General features: G+C 61.3%; 15 protein-coding genes and 1 pseudogene. 10 read left to right on the top strand and 6 right to left on the bottom strand.

Annotated features, from left to right (window positions below; translation table 11 throughout):
- Window positions 1-83 precede the first annotated feature (83 nt).
- From ACLH0J_RS26960 to pcaC, 9 genes and pseudogenes are all read left to right on the top strand, one after another.
- Window positions 84-941 (top strand): CoA transferase subunit A, encoded by an 858-nt coding sequence (locus tag ACLH0J_RS26960; RefSeq protein WP_411389820.1) that lies wholly within the window; start codon window positions 84-86, stop codon window positions 939-941.
- Window positions 941-1,720 (top strand): CoA-transferase subunit beta, encoded by a 780-nt coding sequence (locus ACLH0J_RS26955; RefSeq protein ID WP_411389819.1) that lies wholly within the window; start codon window positions 941-943, stop codon window positions 1,718-1,720. The genes ACLH0J_RS26960 and ACLH0J_RS26955 overlap by 1 nt, the downstream gene beginning before the upstream one ends.
- Window positions 1,717-2,921, top strand: a pseudogene (pcaF, locus tag ACLH0J_RS26950) (3-oxoadipyl-CoA thiolase). Before ACLH0J_RS26955 ends, pcaF begins: the two are co-directional and overlap by 4 nt.
- Window positions 2,922-2,938: 17 nt before the next feature.
- Entirely contained in the window at window positions 2,939-3,643 is a 705-nt protein-coding gene (gene pcaH, locus ACLH0J_RS26945) for a protocatechuate 3,4-dioxygenase subunit beta (protein ID WP_411389818.1), read from the top strand.
- A 1-nt stretch (window position 3,644) separates the two neighbouring features.
- Complete coding sequence (pcaG, locus tag ACLH0J_RS26940; RefSeq protein ID WP_411389817.1) at window positions 3,645-4,211, top strand: protocatechuate 3,4-dioxygenase subunit alpha; 567 nt, start codon at window positions 3,645-3,647, stop codon at window positions 4,209-4,211.
- Window positions 4,212-4,327: 116 nt separating this feature from the next.
- Window positions 4,328-5,623 carry an MFS family transporter gene (locus ACLH0J_RS26935; protein ID WP_411389816.1) on the top strand — a complete coding sequence of 432 codons (1,296 nt, stop codon included), beginning with the start codon at window positions 4,328-4,330 and terminating at the stop codon, window positions 5,621-5,623.
- A gap of 10 nt (window positions 5,624-5,633) precedes the next feature.
- Entirely contained in the window at window positions 5,634-6,998 is a 1,365-nt protein-coding gene (locus tag ACLH0J_RS26930; protein ID WP_411389815.1) for a 3-carboxy-cis,cis-muconate cycloisomerase, read from the top strand.
- A gap of 10 nt (window positions 6,999-7,008) precedes the next feature.
- Window positions 7,009-7,800: a 3-oxoadipate enol-lactonase gene (gene pcaD / locus ACLH0J_RS26925; protein ID WP_411389814.1), complete on the top strand. Its 792-nt coding sequence runs from the start codon at window positions 7,009-7,011 to the stop codon at window positions 7,798-7,800.
- 10 nt (window positions 7,801-7,810) lie between these two features.
- Window positions 7,811-8,203 carry a 4-carboxymuconolactone decarboxylase gene (gene pcaC / locus ACLH0J_RS26920; RefSeq protein ID WP_411389813.1) on the top strand — a complete coding sequence of 131 codons (393 nt, stop codon included), beginning with the start codon at window positions 7,811-7,813 and terminating at the stop codon, window positions 8,201-8,203.
- 22 nt (window positions 8,204-8,225) lie between these two features.
- On the opposite strand, the gene ACLH0J_RS26915 is transcribed toward pcaC, so the two are convergent.
- From ACLH0J_RS26915 to ACLH0J_RS26905, 3 genes are all read right to left on the bottom strand, one after another.
- Window positions 8,226-9,830: a M91 family zinc metallopeptidase gene (locus ACLH0J_RS26915; RefSeq protein WP_411389812.1), complete on the bottom strand. Its 1,605-nt coding sequence runs from the start codon at window positions 9,828-9,830 to the stop codon at window positions 8,226-8,228.
- 208 nt (window positions 9,831-10,038) lie between these two features.
- Complete coding sequence (locus ACLH0J_RS26910) at window positions 10,039-10,938, bottom strand: polysaccharide deacetylase family protein (protein ID WP_411389811.1); 900 nt, start codon at window positions 10,936-10,938, stop codon at window positions 10,039-10,041.
- 85 nt (window positions 10,939-11,023) lie between these two features.
- The gene (locus ACLH0J_RS26905) at window positions 11,024-12,274 is read right to left on the bottom strand and encodes an OprD family porin (protein ID WP_411389810.1); all 1,251 of its coding nucleotides are present in this window, start codon (window positions 12,272-12,274) and stop codon (window positions 11,024-11,026) included.
- 310 nt (window positions 12,275-12,584) lie between these two features.
- Here ACLH0J_RS26905 and ACLH0J_RS26900 point away from each other — a divergent pair, with 310 nt between their 5' ends.
- Entirely contained in the window at window positions 12,585-12,971 is a 387-nt protein-coding gene (locus ACLH0J_RS26900; RefSeq protein WP_411389809.1) for a hypothetical protein, read from the top strand.
- 77 nt (window positions 12,972-13,048) lie between these two features.
- On the opposite strand, the gene adeC is transcribed toward ACLH0J_RS26900, so the two are convergent.
- From adeC to ACLH0J_RS26885, 3 genes are read right to left on the bottom strand one after another with little or no spacing between them, the layout of a single operon-like run.
- A complete protein-coding gene (gene adeC / locus ACLH0J_RS26895) occupies window positions 13,049-14,506 on the bottom strand; it encodes an AdeC/AdeK/OprM family multidrug efflux complex outer membrane factor (protein ID WP_411389808.1) in 1,458 nt (485 codons plus the stop codon).
- The gene (locus ACLH0J_RS26890; RefSeq protein ID WP_411389807.1) at window positions 14,503-17,664 is read right to left on the bottom strand and encodes an efflux RND transporter permease subunit; all 3,162 of its coding nucleotides are present in this window, start codon (window positions 17,662-17,664) and stop codon (window positions 14,503-14,505) included. Before ACLH0J_RS26890 ends, adeC begins: the two co-directional genes overlap by 4 nt.
- 3 nt (window positions 17,665-17,667) lie before the next feature.
- Window positions 17,668-18,816, bottom strand: a complete 1,149-nt coding sequence (locus tag ACLH0J_RS26885; protein WP_411389806.1) for an efflux RND transporter periplasmic adaptor subunit — start codon at window positions 18,814-18,816, stop codon at window positions 17,668-17,670.
- Window positions 18,817-18,932 lie beyond the last annotated feature (116 nt).

Below are 18,932 nucleotides of genomic sequence, written 5' to 3'. Positions count from 1 at the left end.
TTGGCCCATGCCCCCAGCTTAACCTTCAAGCACTTCGGCGCGATCTCAGCGCCTCTTTCGATCGAAACCGGGAGCCTAACCCCATGGCTGAAATTCTTGCGTTGCGTGACGCGGTGAAGCAATTCGTGAACGACGGCGATACCGTCGCACTGGAAGGTTTCACCCATCTGATCCCTACGGCTGCAGGTCATGAAATCATTCGTCAGGGCAAGAAAGACCTGACGCTGGTGCGTATGACGCCTGACTTGGTCTACGACCAGTTGATCGGTGCCGGCTGCGCGCGCAAATTGATTTTCTCCTGGGGCGGCAACCCCGGTGTGGGCTCCTTGCATCGCCTGCGCGATGCGGTCGAGAAGCAATGGCCGCAACCGCTGGAGATCGAAGAACACAGCCACGCCGACCTGGCCAATGCCTACGTCGCCGGTGCCTCGGGCCTGCCCTTTGCGGTACTGCGGGCCTACGCCGGTTCCGATCTGCCCAAGGTCAACCCGCTGATCAAGACCGTCACCTGCCCATTCACGGGCGAAGTGCTGGCAGCGGTGCCGTCGGTGCGTCCGGACGTCAGCGTGATCCATGCACAAAAGGCCGACCGCAAGGGCAACGTGCTGCTCTGGGGCATTCTCGGGGTGCAGAAGGAAGCGGCCCTGGCGGCCAAGCGTTGCATCGTCACCGTCGAGGAAATCGTCGATGACCTCGATGCGCCGATGAACAGCTGCGTGCTGCCGACCTGGGCGCTGACGGCGGTGTGTCATGTGCCCGGTGGCGCGCATCCGTCCTACGCCCATGGCTACAACGAGCGGGATAACCGCTTCTACCAGGCCTGGGACCCAATCGCCCGCGACCGTGGGACGTTTACCGCCTGGATTGACGAATACATCCACGGCACCGCCGATTTCAGTGAATTCCAGGCCAAGCTGGCCAGCGCGCAGGAGGCCAAGTAATGACCTACTCGACCAATGAAATGATGACCGTCGCCGCCGCGCGCCGCCTCAAGAACGGCTCGGTTTGCTTTGTGGGCATCGGCCTGCCGTCCAAGGCCGCCAACCTGGCGCGCCTGACCTCGTCGCCGGACGTGGTGCTGATCTACGAATCCGGCCCGATTGGCGCCAAGCCCAGCGTACTGCCGCTGTCCATCGGTGACGGTGAGCTGGCGGAAACCGCCGACACCGTAGTACCGACCGGTGAGATTTTTCGCTACTGGCTGCAGGGCGGGCGCATCGACGTCGGCTTTCTCGGCGCGGCCCAGGTCGACCGTTTCGGCAACATCAACACCACCGTGGTCGGTGACTATCACCAGCCCAAAGTGCGCCTGCCGGGTGCCGGTGGCGCACCGGAAATCGCCGGTTCCGCCAAGAGCGTGCTGATCATCCTCAAGCAGTCGTCGCGCTCGTTCGTCGACAAGCTGGACTTCATCACGTCGGTCGGCCACGGCGAAGGCGGCGATTCACGCAAGCGCCTGGGTCTGCCGGGGGCCGGTCCTGTCGGAATTATTACCGACCTGTGCATCATGGAGCCCGAGGAGGGCACCCATGAGTTCGTGGTCACCGCGCTGCACCCCGGCGTGACCCGCGAGCAAGTGGTGGCCGCCACCGGTTGGGCGATCCGCTTCGCCGACCAGGTGAGCACCACCGAGGCACCTACCGAGGTCGAACTGACGGCCTTGCGTGATCTTGAAGCACGCACCGCCGCCGCCCATGGCCAAGCACCGGGAGAAGCCTGATGCGCGAAGTATTTATCTGTGATGCCATTCGCACCCCCATCGGCCGTTTTGGCGGTGGCCTGTCCAGCGTGCGCGCCGATGACCTGGCGGCGCTGCCGATCAAGACGCTGATCGAACGTAACCCGTCGGTGGACTGGACAGCGGTCGACGAAGTGTTCCTCGGCTGTGCCAACCAGGCCGGTGAAGACAACCGCAACGTGGCGCGCATGGCGCTGTTGCTGGCGGGCCTGCCGGAAAGCATTCCCGGCGTGACCCTCAACCGCCTGTGCGCCTCGGGCATGGACGCGATCGGCACGGCGTTTCGTGCGATCGCCAGCGGTGAGATGGAGCTGGCGATTGCCGGCGGCGTCGAGTCAATGTCCCGCGCGCCGTTCGTGATGGGCAAGGCTGACGCGGCGTTTTCACGCAACATGAAACTCGAAGACACCACCATCGGCTGGCGCTTTATCAACCCGTTGATGAAGGCCCAATACGGCGTGGACGCGATGCCGCAGACCGCCGATAACGTCGCCGACGACTACAACGTATCCCGTGCCGACCAGGACGCCTTCGCCCTGCGCAGCCAGCAACGCACGGCTGCCGCACAAGCCGCCGGTTTCTTCGCCGAAGAGATCGTGCCGGTGCGCGTCGCGCATAAAAAAGGCGAAACCGTGGTGGATCAGGATGAGCATCCACGGGCCGACACCACCCTGGAAACCCTGGCCAGACTCAAACCGGTCAATGGCCCGGACAAGACCGTCACCGCCGGCAATGCCTCGGGCGTGAACGACGGGGCGGCGGCGCTGATTCTTGCTTCTGCCGACGCGGTGAAAAAACACGGCCTGACCGCCCGTGCCCGCGTATTGGGCATGGCCAGTGCCGGTGTGGCGCCACGGGTGATGGGCATCGGCCCGGTGCCGGCGGTGCGCAAACTGGTGGAGCGCCTGGGCCTGGCTGTCAGCGACTTTGACGTGATCGAACTCAACGAAGCCTTCGCCAGCCAAGGCCTGGCGGTGCTGCGTGAACTGGGTATCGCTGACGATGCACCGCAGGTCAACCCGAACGGCGGCGCCATCGCCCTCGGCCATCCCCTGGGCATGAGCGGTGCGCGGCTGGTGTTGACGGCCCTGCATCAACTGGAAAGACCGGCGGTCGCAGAGGCCTGGCGACCATGTGCGTGGGCGTTGGCCAAGGCTTGGCCCTGGCGATTGAACGCATCTAATAAGAGAGGACCGCTTCATGAGTGACAAGCCCGGTTACCGGCGTCCGCAAGCGGGTACTCAACCTGATTACCTGCACCCGGCGTACCAGTCGACGAACCTGCGTTCGCCATCCAAACCGCTGGTGTTCCTGCCCCATTCCCTGTCGGAAATCACCGGCCCGACCGTCGGTGCCGAGCGGGTCAATGAGAAGGACAACGACCTCACCGTCCAGCACGATGGCGAGCCCCAGGGCGAGCGCATCATCATCCATGGCCGGGTGCTGGATGAAAACGGCCTGCCGGTACCGGGCATTCTCGTGGAGATCTGGCAGGCCAACGCCGCCGGTCGCTACAACCACCCGCGCGACCTGCACGACGCGCCGCTGGACCCGAATTTCACCGGCACCGGGCGCACCGTCACCGACGCCGATGGCTGGTACCAGTTCCAGACCATCAAACCCGGCGCCTACCCATGGGGCAACCACCACAATGCGTGGCGCCCGGCGCATATCCACTTTTCGCTGTTCGGGCCCAGCGTGCTGACGCGGCTGGTGACGCAGATGTACTTCCCTGGCGATCCGTTGCTGGAATACGACCCGATTTATAACTGCGTACCGGACACCCGCGCCAAGGAACGCCTGATCGCACGTTTCGACCTGGAAAAAACCATTCCTTTCTATGCCCTCGGCTACCGCTGGGACATCGTCCTGCGCGGCCGCGACGCCACGCCGATGGAGAAATGAGATGACACTCAATGCGACCACGTCCCACACCGTCGGGCCGTATTACCACATCGGCCTGACCTGGTTGAACCGCGAAGACCTGACGGTTGCCGCCACCCGCGGCGAGCGTGTGGCGATCAGCGGGCAAGTGCTGGACGGCAATGGTGATGTCGTCAACGACGCGATGCTGGAAGTCTGGCAGGCCAATGCCGCCGGCAAGTACGACCATCCTGAAGATGAACAGGACAAAGCCGTCGACCCGAACTTCGAAGGGTTCGGCCGTGTGCCGGTGGATGGCGAAGGGCGCTTCCGCTTCACCACCATCAAGCCGGGCAGCGTGCCCGGGCTTGGCGGCACGACCCAGGCGCCGCACCTGGTGGTGCTGGTGTTTGCCCGTGGTTTGGTCAAGCACCTGCTGACGCGGATTTATTTTGACGGTGAGGCGTTGAATGCGGACGACCCGTTGCTCGCCTGTGTGCCCGCAGAGCGGCGCAGCACCTTGATTGCCAAGCCGGATGCAGACGGTGTGCATCAGTGGAATGTGATTTTGCAGGGCACAGACAAGGAAACGGTGTTCTTCGATTACTGACGCGCTCCTACAAGGAATGGGGGGCAGGTGATATCTCTGTAAATGTCTGCTTGCGGAACATGGTTGTTGCAAAGTATGTCTAGGCTAATAACCGTTCCCACTGAGTGAAAAAAAACATGACGACCACGACCAGTCACTACACCGGAGAAGAACGCAGCAAACGGATCTTTGCGATCGTCGGTGCCTCCTCCGGCAACCTCGTCGAATGGTTCGACTTCTACGTCTATGCCTTCTGCGCCATTTACTTCGCCCCGGCGTTTTTTCCGTCGGATGACCCCACGGTCCAACTGCTCAACACCGCTGGCGTGTTCGCCGCCGGTTTCCTGATGCGGCCCATCGGCGGCTGGCTGTTTGGCCGGGTGGCCGACAAGCACGGTCGCAAGAATTCCATGATGATCTCGGTGCTGATGATGTGCGCCGGTTCCCTGGTCATCGCCTTCCTGCCCACCTACAAGGACATCGGCGCCTGGGCCCCGGCGTTGCTGTTGGTGGCGCGGCTGTTCCAGGGCCTGTCGGTGGGCGGCGAATACGGCACCACCGCGACCTACATGAGTGAAGTGGCGCTCAAGGGCCAGCGTGGCTTCTTTGCATCGTTCCAGTACGTGACCCTGATCGGCGGGCAATTGCTGGCCGTGCTGGTGGTGGTGATCCTGCAACAGATCCTCACCGAAGATGAACTGCGCGCCTGGGGCTGGCGGATTCCGTTCGTGATCGGCGCCATCGCGGCGGTGATCTCCCTGCTGCTGCGTCGCACCCTCAAGGAAACCACCAGCAAGGAAATGCGCGAAGACAAGGACGCCGGCAGCATCGCCGCGCTGTTCCGTGACCACAAGGCCGCGTTCATCACCGTGCTCGGCTACACCGCCGGCGGTTCGTTGATTTTCTACACCTTTACCACCTACATGCAGAAGTACCTGGTGAACACCGCCGGGATGCACGCCAAGACCGCCAGCTACATCATGACCGGCGCCCTGTTCCTGTACATGTGCATGCAACCGCTGTTCGGCATGCTCGCGGACAAGATCGGCCGCCGTAACTCGATGCTCTGGTTCGGCGCGCTGGGAACCCTGTGCACAATGCCGATCCTGCTCAGCCTGAAAACCGTCAGCAGCCCGTTCCTGGCCTTTGTGTTGATTACCCTGGCCCTGGCCATCGTGAGTTTCTACACCTCGATCAGCGGCCTGGTGAAAGCCGAAATGTTCCCGCCGCAGGTGCGCGCCCTGGGCGTAGGCCTGGCCTATGCGGTGGCCAACGCGATCTTCGGCGGTTCGGCCGAATATGTGGCGTTGGGCCTCAAATCCCTGGGCATGGAAAACACCTTTTATTGGTACGTCACCGGCATGATGGCGGTGGCTTTCCTGTTCAGCCTGCGCCTGCCCAAGCAGGCAGCGTACTTGCATCACGATCTATAAGAGGTGAGTTATGACACTGCGCACGAGCAATCAGCTGTTCGACGCTTACTTCACCGCTGACAACATGGCCGAGGTGTTCTGCGACCAGGGACGCCTGCAGGGCATGCTGGATTTCGAAGCCGGCTTGGCCCGGGCCGAGGCTCAGGTGGGGTTGATCCCCCAGGCGGCCGTCGCACCGATTGCCCAGGCGTGCCTGGCGTCGCTGTACGACGTGGATGCCCTCGGCGTGGCGATTGCCACTGCGGGGAATTCGGCGATTCCGCTGGTGAAGGCGTTGGGCAAGTTGATTGCCGCTGACGATGCCGGCGCCGAACGCTACGTACACCTGGGCGCAACCAGTCAGGATGTGATGGACACCGGCCTGGTCCTGCAACTGCGGCGGGCCGTGGCGTTGATCGAAACCGACCTGGCGCGTTTGGGCGACATCCTGGCCTTCCAGGCACAGCGTTATGCCGACGTGCCGATGGCGGGACGCACCTGGTTGCAGCATGCGACGCCGGTCACTCTGGGCATGAAAATCGCCGGTTGGCTGGGCGCGGTGACGCGCAGTCGCCAGCGTCTGGCCGAGCTCAAGCCGCGCCTTCTGGTGCTGCAATTCGGCGGCGCGTCCGGCACGTTGGCGGCACTCGGCGAACACGCCATGCCGGTGGCCGAAGCCCTGGCCGCTGAGCTGCAACTGAGCCTGCCCGAACAACCCTGGCACACCCAGCGTGATCGCCTGGTGGAGTTCGCCAGCGTACTCGGCCTGATCGCCGGCAGCCTCGGTAAGCTGGGGCGCGATATTAGCTTGTTGATGCAGACCGAAGCGGCGGAAGTGTTCGAACCGTCGGCGCCGGGCAAGGGCGGTTCATCCACCATGCCCCATAAGCGCAACCCGGTGGGCGCCGCCGTGCTGATCAGCGCGGCGACCCGTGTGCCAGGGTTGGTGGCGACGATGTTCAGCGCCATGCCCCAGGAGCACGAGCGCAGCCTGGGCCTGTGGCATGCCGAATGGGAAACCTTGCCCGAGATTTGCCGGTTGGTGTCCGGGGCCTTGCAACAGGCGCTGCTGGTGAGCGACGGGTTGGAAGTCGATCCTGAGCGCATGGCCTACAACCTTGATCTGACCCAGGGCCTGGTGCTGGCCGAAGCCGTCAGCATCGTGCTCGCCCAACGCCTGGGCCGGGAGACCGCCCACCATCTGTTGGAACACTGCTGCAAACGCGCGGTTGCCGAAGGGCGCCACTTGCGGGCGGTACTGGCGGACGAACCGCAGATCACCGCCGAACTCTCTGCGGCCGAACTGGACCGCCTGCTCGACCCGGCCCACTACCTGGGCCAGGCCTGCACCTGGGTCACTCGCGCTGTGACCGAACACTTTGCACTGAACGCTTGAGGAGATTGCTGTGGCTTTTGTACAACTCGCCGAGGGCGAACTGCATTACCAACTGGAAGGGCCCGCGGGCGCGCCCGTGCTGGTGCTGTCCAACTCCCTGGGCACCGACCTGCAGATGTGGGATCTCCAGATCCCAGCCTTCACCGAGCATTTTCGCGTGCTGCGGTTCGACACCCGTGGCCACGGTGAATCCCTGGTGACCGAGGGCCCCTACAGCATCGAACAACTGGGCCGCGACGTGATCGCGCTGCTCGACGCGCTGGATATCCCGCGTGCGCATTTCTGCGGGTTGTCCATGGGCGGCCTGATCGGCCAATGGCTCGGCATCAACGCCGGGGAGCGTCTGCAACGCCTGGTGGTATGCAACACCGCCGCCAGGATCGGCACGCCGGAGATCTGGAACCCGCGTATCGAGATGGTCCTGCGCGACGGTGCGGCAGCGATGATCGCGCTACGCGATGCCTCGATTGCACGCTGGTTCACCGCCGATTTCGCGGCAGCCCACCCGCATCAGGCCAAGCGGATCACCGACATGCTCGCGGCCACATCGCCCCAGGGTTACACAGCCAACTGCGCCGCGGTGCGCGATGCCGATTTCCGTGAGCAATTGGCCGCGATCAAGGTGCCGACCCTGGTGATTGCCGGCACCCAAGATGCGGTCACACCGCCGGCCGACAGCCACTTTATCCAGGATCATGTGCAGCACGCCGAGTACGCCGAGTTCTATGCCGCGCACCTGTCCAATGTCCAGGCCGGCGCTGCGTTCAGCGACCGGGTGATTCAATTTCTGCTGGCCCGCTGAGGAGTCTTTTGTGGACGAGAAACAACGTTACACCGATGGCCTGAAAGTGCGCCGCGAAGTGCTCGGCGATGCCCACGTCGACCGCAGCCTCAATGCCCTGACCGAGTTCAACAGCGAGTTCCAGGAAATGATCACCCGCCACGCCTGGGGTGACATCTGGACCCGTCCCGGCCTGCCGCGGCATACCCGCAGCCTGATCACCATCGCCATGCTGATCGGCATGAACCGCAACGACGAACTCAAGCTGCACCTGCGTGCCGCCGCCAGCAACGGCGTGACCCGTGCCGAGATCAAGGAAGTGTTGATGCAGAGCGCGATCTACTGCGGGATTCCGGCGGCGAACGCGACGTTTCATATGGCCGAGTCGGTGTGGGATGAGTTGGGGGTCGAGTCCCGTGAATGATCGGCGCTCTACGTGGGGTCGATCAATGCTGTGAGTGACTCTTCACTGTGTAGGTGTTACGCCGAGCGTAGCCCATTTCCTTACGTATGGCGTTTTCCGTGAGTGCTTCGGGGTTGGTTGAGGTCGGCGGGGTCAACGGGTCGTTGTCAAAGTCGAACGGATCGGCAGTGGTAGGCAGTCCGACAGCCTGGCGTTCGGCGTTCGGCGTATCTTCGGCGGGCCCGTCACCGACTTGCTCCGGGGTGCTTCCGGGGAGAAAAGAGCCGGTTGCACCGTTATAGGCGTGAGCCATTTCGTGGTAAAAATTTGTTACCGGAGCGGATTTGAGGGCGTGGTAGTCGTACCGGCTTGAGGGGTCATAGAAGATCGTTCCATCCGTATTGGCGATCCCACGCACTCCATTGCGAACAAAGCCATTCTTTGGCGACTCGTTATCTTCTTGAGTCGGTGGCGTTGAGTTGTCATCCGTCGTGGTGTTTGTGAATGTGTAGCGTGTTTTCTCTCTATGCTCTTGGTCCATATCAAACAGTTCTTTCTCTCCGGATTTGATGTGTACGGGGGCGCCATTTTTTACCGCTGCGTCGTCCAATGCCGCCAGCATTTTTTGCCCGACGGGTGAGCTACGCAGGAGTTCAAAGTCATCCTCGACACGTTGTTTGAAGTCAGGTGTGCCTTGGATGTTCAATCCTTTTTTACCTGATTCATCGGGTGTAATCGGCACCCACGTTGCTCCCGCAGGGCTGATGATCCTGTCGGTGGTTTTCGCATAGATACGGTCATTCCGGTTGTTGGATCTGACAATGTCCCAGCCCTTTCCGCTATAGAAGGTGGTGGAGTCGTGGCCCACCATCAGGTCGTCATTCTTACCGCCATTCATAACGGTGTGACCATTGCCCGCGTACATTTGATCATTCCCGTTGCCGCCGTCCAGATGGCTCCTTTTGGTGGCGGGACCCGCCCCTGCATACATTCGGTCGTTGCCGTTGTTGCCGTACATGATGGCGTTACCGGTGCCTCCCACCATCGTGTCATCGTCGTCATTGCCTTCGGCATACCCCGGGCCGCTGCCGAGTTGAAGATAGTCTTTGCCTTTGCCACCGAACAGACGGCTTGGCCCGCCACCCGCCTTGACGTAATCATCGCCATCACCGGCTTCAACTTTTACCGGAAGCATGACGTCGGCATCGATTGTTATATGGTCGTCACCGGCCTTGCTTTTGATGTAGAGCTGGGTGGGTTTGCCATCCTTCTCGTTTCTGACATTGAAGAGGTACGACTTGCCATTGACCTCGACCTTGAGTCGTCCGTCGGTGTGGTTTCTGACATGAATATTGTCTGCGTGGTCGCCGGTTTCAAGCGTCAGGCTATCGTCTATCAGGACCTGGTTTTTAGCGTCGAACTGAATGGTCAAGGACGTATTGTATGCAGTGAGATTGCCGTCATCGACCAGTCTTGTCTCTTTGACTTTTGGCACAAGATCACTGCCTTCAAGTGAGGCGGGAAGTCCTCGTGCCTCACCCAACGCTGGAGTGGGTGGACGTTGTGTCGATTGGTTGGATGCCGCAGGCGGTGAGGCGTTGTGGGGAGGCAGGAACGGTGTAGGGGCGCGTGGAGCGATAGTATTCATAGATGGACTTCTATTCGAATGCTGTTTCAACAGAACCGGAGTTCTGCTCCCTGCACTTAGATCGTTGTCGGTGCGGGTCGTGAGTGGAACACTCGAGTGAAAGAGTTCCGCAATGGCTACGAATGTGTAGCTGCGGCTTGAGGAAAGTGTGATCGGCCGGGGTACGAATAATGTGTAAGAGGTGGGCCGTCTCTCTGCCAAGGCGAGGTCAGTAGGTGTCGGCCGCCCACACCCAGTTCCACACTCCCGGCAGATGCACCGGTTCGTTCACATCCTTTATCGTGCGTGCCAGCGCCGCGCGTTCCAGCGTGGCGTGGTCGGTGTAGAACGGCTCGGCGGCGGTCTTCACGCCGTTGATCCGGGCGCTGTCCATCAGGATCTGCAGATACTCCTGCAGGTGCCGCGCGGTGTAGCGGTTGATGTCATGGAAAGTCACCACCACCGGGATCACGCCGTCCACCGTAGGCAACTCTCCCAATGCAATGCGCTCGCGGACCACCGACAGTTGTCGATAGAGGTTGGCGCGCCGCCGTGGGCTGGCGTTGAACCCCCAGATCTTGCCGTCATTGGCACTCAGGTCAGTCAGTAATACGTGCATGCCATGGCGCTGGTAGGCGGCGAAAGTGCGGCGGTCGTAGTTCCAGAACGGCGGGCGTACCAGCGCCGGTGGGGCGCCGGTGATTGTGGCGATATCGGCAGCGCCCTGGGTGAGGGTGCTTTCCAGTTCGGCGTCATTGAGCCAGCGATGGTTGGTATGAAAGGCCGTGGCGGTGTGGAAGGCCAGGACATGGCCGCCGGCAAACTCACGTTCCATGGTCTTGCGCCCGCGTGAACTGCCACCGGAGCGGGCCGCTTCGGTCTGCAGGAAGAACACCGCCTTGATCCCCGGCAGCACTGGGTTGTGCGCCAGGTCGGTGAGTACCGAGCGGCTGGGGTTGTTGTAGCCCGACGCGCTGGGGCCATCGTCGAAGGTCAGCAGAAACCGGATCGGTGCCTGGGTTTGCAGGCGTTGTTCGGTCTGCGGCGTCAGGGCGATGGGCGCGCCGATGCAGCCGCCAAGGCTTAAGGTCAAGCTCAGCAGGATAGAGGCAAGGGCAAAGGATTTCATGGTGTGGGTCGGGCTCGTCTGGAGGCCGCCACTGAGTCAGCTCAGTGGCGGCAGGCGCGCACCATACCGTAAGTGCGGCGCCGGTTTACAGCAGACTTATCGGATAGCTGACGATCAACCGGTTTTCGTCGAACTCATTGTTGCTGTAGTCGCGGCGCATGCTCGAGTTGCGCCAGCGTACGTTGAGGTTTTTCAGGCTGCCGCTTTGCACGGTGTAGCCCAGTTCACTCTCGCGGCCCCATTCCTTGCCGTCCGTCACGGTGCCGGTGTGCACGTTGCTACCGCTGATATAGCGGTTCATCACGGTCAGGCCCGGTACCCCGAGGGCGGCGAAGTTGTAGTCGTGGCGCACTTGCCAGGATTTTTCCTGTGCGTTGTCGTAGCTCGAGTTGTAGCTGTCGTTGGCCAACGTGCCGCCGCTGGTGCCGTTGACGCGCATCCACGCGCTGTTGCCGGTGAGTTTTTGCACGCCGACGTAGAAGGTGTTGCCGCCGTATTTGGCCGAGAACAGGCCGGACCAGGTCTTGTTGTCCAGGCTGCCTGCACGTGCGCTGCCGTCGTCCTTGCCGTAGAAGAACCCGAGGTTGGCGCCCAGGGTCCAGTCGCCCAGGGGCTGGGTGTGGATCAGGTTGACGAACTGCTGGCGGTAGATGTCCTTGAGCTGGGCGTTCCACAGGCCGACCTGGGTGCGCTTGTCATTGAATGCGTATTCGCCGCCCTGGAAGTTGAAACGGTCGGAGGTGAACGCGGCTTTACCGGTCATCGACATGTCGTTCATGCTGCCGTCGTCCCGCGGGCTGTTGGCGCGGAACTGGCCGCCGTAAAGAGTCAGCCCGTCTATTTCCTTCGAGGTGATCTGCCCGCCGCGCAAGGTTTGCGGCAAGGAGCGGCCATCGTCCGAACGCAGGATCGGCAGCACCGGCATCCATTCGCCGACCTTCAATTCGGTCTTTGAAATCCGCGTCTTGAATGCCACACCGAGCCGTCCGAAGTTATCCGCCGGGTGGCCATCGCTATCCAGCGGCAACAACTGCGTACCTCCGGTACCGCGGCCGCCGTCTAGTTTGAGCGAGTACAAGCCCAGCACATCCACACCGAAGCCGACGGTGCCCTGGGTGAAGCCGGATTTGGCATCGAGGATGAAGCTTTGCGTCCACTCCTGCGCACCGCCCTGGGTTTTGGTCGGGTTGGTGAAGTTACGGTTGATGAAGAAGTTGCGCAGGTTGAGGTTGACGCTGGCGTCTTCGAGAAAACCGTGTTCTTCGGCGACGACGGGCAGGGCAAGACTGGCGATAGCGGTAGCCAGCAAGAGCCGGCGCGGGTGAAAAGTGCTCATGGTGTCGGACCTGTTGTTATTGAGTTTATGCAGGTGGCGGCCATGGTGCGTGGTGGTCCGGGGGGCTTCAATCGGGGGAGGGCGGGTTGTGGGCGATGATCGAACGTAATTGTGCGGGGCGAACTCGTCAGCTTCCGGCGGGCTGGGGGCGCTGTCTACTGTCAGGTTTCACAGTAGATTCACGGGTTTCAAACGCCTATTTTCTTAGTGATGGCAGTGTCTTTTTTAGGCATTCAAGGGAGACGATCTCATGGGCTTTAGATCAGATATGGGTAACTTTTTATCGTCCGACGATGGATTTAGCGGGTACTTGATCAGTAACGACGACGACAAGAAGGAAGTCGTGGATTTCGATGCCTTGGAGTTGATCATAGACGGCAGTTACTGTTGTATTCGCCTGGGTCTGGAGCACAGGCCAGGCCCCAAAAATGAATTGACCCTTAAAGTCGAACCGCTTCAGCTAACGCCGGGCATGACGTACCAGTTAGGTCCGAAACCATGCCCGGTACAGGTGACTTTTGCATGTGAGGGCTACCTCGAATCTCTGCCGTCGGATTATTCGGGGAGCATGACCATCGACCAAATCTCCAAGACCGATGACAAGACTGTTTTGGGTGGCAGCTTCTCTATTTATTTCACTGCACCGAATCAGGAGGATATGGAACTCAGGTGTACCCGTTTCCAGATCCGTGAATGATTTGGCCCTCATTGGCCAAAATACGCGCATAAAAAAACGCCTCCCTTGCAGGAGGCGCTTTTTTTACAGCGCAGTTATCAGAACAACTTCAACGGCGGTGCTTCTTCTTTCAACGGCTCGGTCTTTCCTGTCTGCTCATTCCAGCCGCCACCGAGGGCCTTGTACAGGTTGACCTCGCTGGTCAACTGCGCCAGGCGGTCGGTGATCAGCGATTGCTGGGCACTGAACAGTTGGCGCTGGGCGTCGAGGAAGGTCAGGTTGCTGTCGACACCAATGCGGTAGCGACGCTCGGCCAGGCGGTAGTAATCCTGGTTGGCGGCGACGAAACCACGTTGGGCCTCCAGTTGTTGCTTGTAGGTTTCGCGCGCGGCAAGACCGTCAGACACTTCCTGGAAGCCGGTCTGGATCGCCTTCTCGTAGTTCGCCACGTTGATCTCTTTCTGGATCTTCGAGTAGTCCAGGCTGGCGCGCAGGCTGCCGGCGTTGAAGATCGGGATGTTGATCTGCGGGGCGAACGACCAGGTACCCGAGCCGCCTTTGAACAGGCCGCCCAGGTCCGGGCTCATGGTACCGGCGTTGGCGGTCAGGCTGATGCTCGGGAAGAACGCCGCGCGGGCCGCGCCGATGTTGGCGTTGGCCGCTTTGAGGTTGTACTCGGCCTGCAGAATGTCGGGGCGACGTTGCAGCAAGTCCGATGGCAACCCGGCCGGCACTTCGCTGAGCAGGTTATCCGATAGCGGCTTGCTGACGAGATTCGCCGGCAGACCGGTGCCGAGCAGCAGGGTCAGACTGTTTTCGTCCTGGGCCACCTGACGGGTATAACGTGCCAGTGCCACCCGGGCGTTTTCCACCGAGGTGCGCGCCTGGCTCAGGTCGAGGGCCGAGGACACACCGACTTCATTGCTGCGTGAGGTGAGCTTGTAGCTCTGCTCGTAGGCGTCGAGGGTTTCCTGGGTCAGCTTGAGCAGTTCCTTGTCGGCCTGCCAGGTCAGGTAGGCGGTGGCCACACTGGCCACCAGGCTGATCTGGGTGCTGCGACGAGCTTCTTCGGTAGCGAAGTATTTCTGCAGCGCTTCCTCGCTCAGACTGCGTACACGGCCGAACAGGTCCAGCTCATAGGAGCTGATACCCAGGGTGGCCGAGTACGAGCTGCTGATGCCCTCTTTACCGGTTTGCGACGAGCGTGCCGGTACGCGCTGGCGGCTACCGCTGCCGGTGGCCGACACGGCGGGGAACAGGTCGGCGCGCTGGATCTGGTACTGCGCGGCGTAGGCGTCGATGTTCAGGGCCGCCACACGCAGGTCACGGTTGTTCACCAGCGCGGTCTGGATCAGCTGTTGCAGGGCAGGGTCATGGAAAAACTGCTTCCAGCCCTGCTCGGCGGCGGCCTGGTTCGGCGCCTGGGCCGACGAATACGCCGGCCCCTGCGGGAACTGTGCGGCCACCGGCGCTTCGGGGCGCTGATAGTCAGGTATCAGCGAGCAGCCACTGAGCACGAATGCCGTGACGGCTAAGGAAAGTAGCGACTTGCTCATTGGCCAGCCTCTTTAGGAGTTTGCTTGGGTTCAGTCGTTTTGCGCTCGCCCATGGCGGACACGGTTGCAAAGAACAGTGGCACCCAGAAGATTGCCAGCACAGTGGCGGTGATCATACCGCCAATCACGCCGGTACCGATCGCATGCTGGCTGCCTGAGCCGGCGCCCGAGGAGATCGCCAGCGGCAGTACGCCGAGGATGAACGCCATGGACGTCATGATGATCGGTCGCAGACGCATGCGCGACGCTTCGATGGCCGATTCGACGATGCCTTTGCCTTGTTCGTGAAGCTCTTTGGCGAACTCCACGATCAGGATGGCGTTTTTCGCCGCCAGGCCCACCGTCACCAGCAAGCCCACCTGGAAGAACACGTCGTTGGACAAGCCGCGCAGGCTGGTGGCGATCAACGCACCCACCACACCCAGCGGTACGACGAGTACCACCGCGATCGGAATCGACCAGCTTTCGTACAGCGCCGCGAGGCAGAGGAACACCACCAGCAGCGACAAGGCGTACAGCGCAGGCGCCTGGGAGCCGGACAGACGTTCTTCATACGACAGGCCCGTCCAGGCGTAGCCGACACCCGCCGGCAATTGCTTGGCGATGCGTTCGACTTCGGCCATGGCTTCACCGGTGCTGTAGCCCGGTGCCGGGGTACCGAGGATTTCCATCGCTGCCACACCGTTATAGCGTGAGAGTTTCGGCGAGCCGTAGATCCACTTGCCCGAGGCGATGGCCGACAACGGCACCATCTGCCCGGAGTCGCTGCGCACGTACCACTTGTTCAGGTCTTCCGGGGACATCCGGCTGGCGGCTTCACCTTGCACGTACACCTTTTTCACTCGACCACGGTCGATGAAGTCGTTGACGTAACTGCCACCCAGGGCGATGGCCAGGGTCTGGTTGATGTTCGACAGCGTGATGCCTTGGGCGCTGGCTTTTTCGTCGTCGACGGTGAGCTCGTACTGCGGCTCATCGTTCACGCCGTTGGGGCGCACACCCGCGAGGATTTTGCTCTGGGCAGCCATGCCCAGGAACTGGTTGCGCGCGGCCATCAACTTATCGTGGCCGACGCCGCCCTGGTCCTGCAGGAACACGTCGAAACCGGTCGCGTTACCCAATTCCAGTACGGACGGTGGCACGATGGCGAACACCATGGCGTCCTGGAACGTCTGCATGAAGTAACCTTGGGCGCGCTTGGCGATTTCGAACACCGATGTGGACGCGTCACGCTCATCCCACGGTTTGAGCATCACGAATGCCAGGCCCGAGCTTTGACCACGACCCGCGAAGTTGAAGCCGTTCACGGTAAAGACCGATTTCACGCCCTTGCCTTCGCCCGGTTCGCCTTCCTTGTCGTTGAGCAGGAAGATACGCATGTCGTCGATGACTTTTTGCGTGCGTTCGGCCGTCGAGCCAACCGGCGTCTGTACCTGGGCAAAGATCACGCCCTGGTCTTCGTCGGGCAGGAATGCGGCAGGGATGCGCATGAACAGCCAGATCATGCCGGCAAAGATCAGCGCGTAAACGAGGAACGCCGGAATCTTGTGCCTGAGCATGTTACCCACGCCGCGCTCGTAGCTCAGTACGCTACGGTCGAAGGTGCGGTTGAACCAGCCGAAGAAACCACGCTTGGGTTGGCCGTGCTTCTCGGGGTCGATCGGCTTGAGCATGGTGGCGCACAAGGCCGGGGTGAAGATCAGCGCAACCAGTACCGACAATGCCATGGCCGAAACGATGGTGATGGAGAACTGTTTGTAGATCACACCCGTGGAGCCGCCGAAGAACGCCATCGGCAACAGTACCGCCGACAGCACCAGGGCAATACCCACCAGGGCGCCCTGGATCTGGCCCATGGACTTGACCGTCGCTTCTTTGGGCGACAGGTGCTCCTCGGCCATGACCCGTTCGACGTTTTCCACCACGACGATGGCGTCGTCCACCAGCAAGCCGATGGCCAGAATCATGCCGAACATGGTCAGGGTGTTGATGGTGAAACCGAACGCGGCCAGGATCCCGAAAGTACCCAACAACACCACCGGTACGGTCATGGTGGTGATGATGGTGGCGCGGAAGTTCTGCAGGAACAGGAACATCACCAGGAACACCAGCACAATCGCTTCGACCAGGGTGTGTACCACGCCGGAGATCGATTCGGTCACAACCGGGGTGGTGTCATACGGCACCACCGCCTTCATGCCTGGCGGGAAGAACGGTTCCAGGGACGCGACCGTGGCACGGATGGCCTTGGCGGTGTCCAGGGCGTTGGCGCCAGCGGCCAGCTTGATCGCCATACCCGAAGCCGGGTTGCCGTTGAACTGTGCGCTGATGCTGTAGGTCTGGCCGCCCAGCTCGATACGCGCGACGTCCTTCAGGCGAACCTGCGAGCCGTCGGTGTTGACCTTCATCAGAATGTTGCCGAACTGCTCAGTGGTCTGCAGGCGGGTCTTGCCGATGATGGTCGCGTTCAATTGGGTGCCGGGCAGGGCAGGCAGTCCGCCCAACTGGCCGGTGGCCACCTGTACGTTCTGTGCCGAGATCGCGGTGCTGACGTCTACCGGGGTCAACTGGTAGTTGTTCAGCTTGGCCGGGTCGAGCCAGATACGCATGGCGTACTGCGAACCGAATACCTGGAAGTCACCGACACCCGCCGTCCGCGAAATCGGGTCCTGGATGTTGGACACGATGTAGTTGGACAGGTCGTCCTTGGTCATGCTGCCGTCTTCGGACACCAGACCGATCACCATCAGGAAGTTCTTCACCGACTTGGTCACGCGGATACCCTGCTGCTGCACTTCTTGCGGCAGCAGCGGGGTCGCCAGGTTCAGCTTGTTCTGAACCTGGACCTGGGCGATGTCCGGGTTGGTACCCTGGTTGAACGTCACGGTGATGGTCATGCTGCCGTCGGAGTTACTGTCCGATGACACATAACGCAGGTTGTCGATACCGTTGAGCTGTTGTTCGATCACCTGCACCACGGTGTCCTGCACGGTCTGTGCCGATGCGCCTGGGTAGGTCACCTGGATATCGATGGCGGTCGGCGCAATCGCCGGGTACTGGTTGATGGGCAATTTCAGGATCGACAGAGCCCCGACCAGCATGATCACCAGGGCAATTACCCAGGCGAAAATGGGACGGTCGATAAAAAATTTCGACATGGGTTACTCCCCTTTGCCAGCAGCAGCGGCAGCAGGAGCGGCGGTACCGGCAGGCTGGGCGTTGTCGGCGTCCTTGACCTTGACCTCGACGCCCGGCTTGACGTACTGCAAGCCTTCGGTGATCACACGGTCACCAGCGTTCAAGCCTTTTTCCACCAGCCAGTAAGCGCCGGCGGTGCGGTTGGCGACCAGAACACGCTGCTCAACTTTGTTGTCCGCGTTGACCACCAACGCCGTCGGGATACCCTTGAGGTCTCGGGTCACACCTTGCTGCGGTGCCAGGATCGCCTTGCTGTTCACACCGGCTTGCAACTGGGCGTGTACGAACATGCCGGGCAGCAGGGTGTGGTCAGGGTTGGGGAACACGGCGCGCAGAGTGACCGAACCGGTGGTCTGGTCAACCGACACTTCGGAGAATTCCAGTTTGCCGTCCAGGCCATAGCTGCTGCCGTCTTCCAGGGTCAGCTTGACCTTGGCGGCGTTGGCGCCGGCTTTCTCCAGTTGGCCGCTTTCCAGGTCGTGGCGCAGTTTCAGCATTTCAGCCGAAGACTGCGTGACGTCGACGTAGATCGGGTCCAGTTGTTGGATCACGGCCATGGCATCGGTCTGGCCATTGCTGACCAGCGCGCCTTCGGTGACCGAGGAACGCCCGATACGTCCGGAGATCGGCGCGAACACCTTGGTGTAGCGCACGTTGATCTGGGCGGTTTGAACGTTTGCTTCGGAAGTCATGCGGTTGGCGACGGCGGTGTCGTATTCCTGGCGGCTGACGGCCTGCTCGTCGACCAACTGCTTGTAGCGGTCGGCGATCGACTTGGTCTGGGACAGGCTGGCCTGGGCGCTTTTCAGGGTGGCCTCATAGACCGACGGATCGATCTGATAGAGCTGCTGGCCTTCTTTTACATCCGCGCCTTCCTTGAACAGGCGCTTGAGGATGATGCCATTGACCTGAGGACGGACTTCCGCGATGCGGTAGGCGGTGGTGCGGCCTGGCAGCTCGGACGTCAGGGTAAAGGCTTGCGGTTGAAGGGTGACCACGCCGACCAGAGGAGCTTGAGCGGGCGGAGCCGCCTCTTCCTTTTTGCATCCGCTGAGCAGCGATGCCAGGGCGACGGCAGTGACCAGAGCGGTAACAGCTGGCTTAAGTTGCATGAAGATCCTCGGGTCAGGCGCGCAGAGTACGCACAAGAAGTGTGGAAGGGTAAAAAACAAGCTGTGAGTAGATAAGTAGCTTGCTACGCAATATACTTACGTTCATGGTTGTTTGT

The organism is Pseudomonas sp. MPB23 (assembly GCF_046605395.1).
Taxonomy (GTDB): Bacteria; Pseudomonadota; Gammaproteobacteria; order Pseudomonadales; family Pseudomonadaceae; genus Aquipseudomonas.
This window is presented reverse-complemented; position numbering and strand designations above follow the sequence as displayed.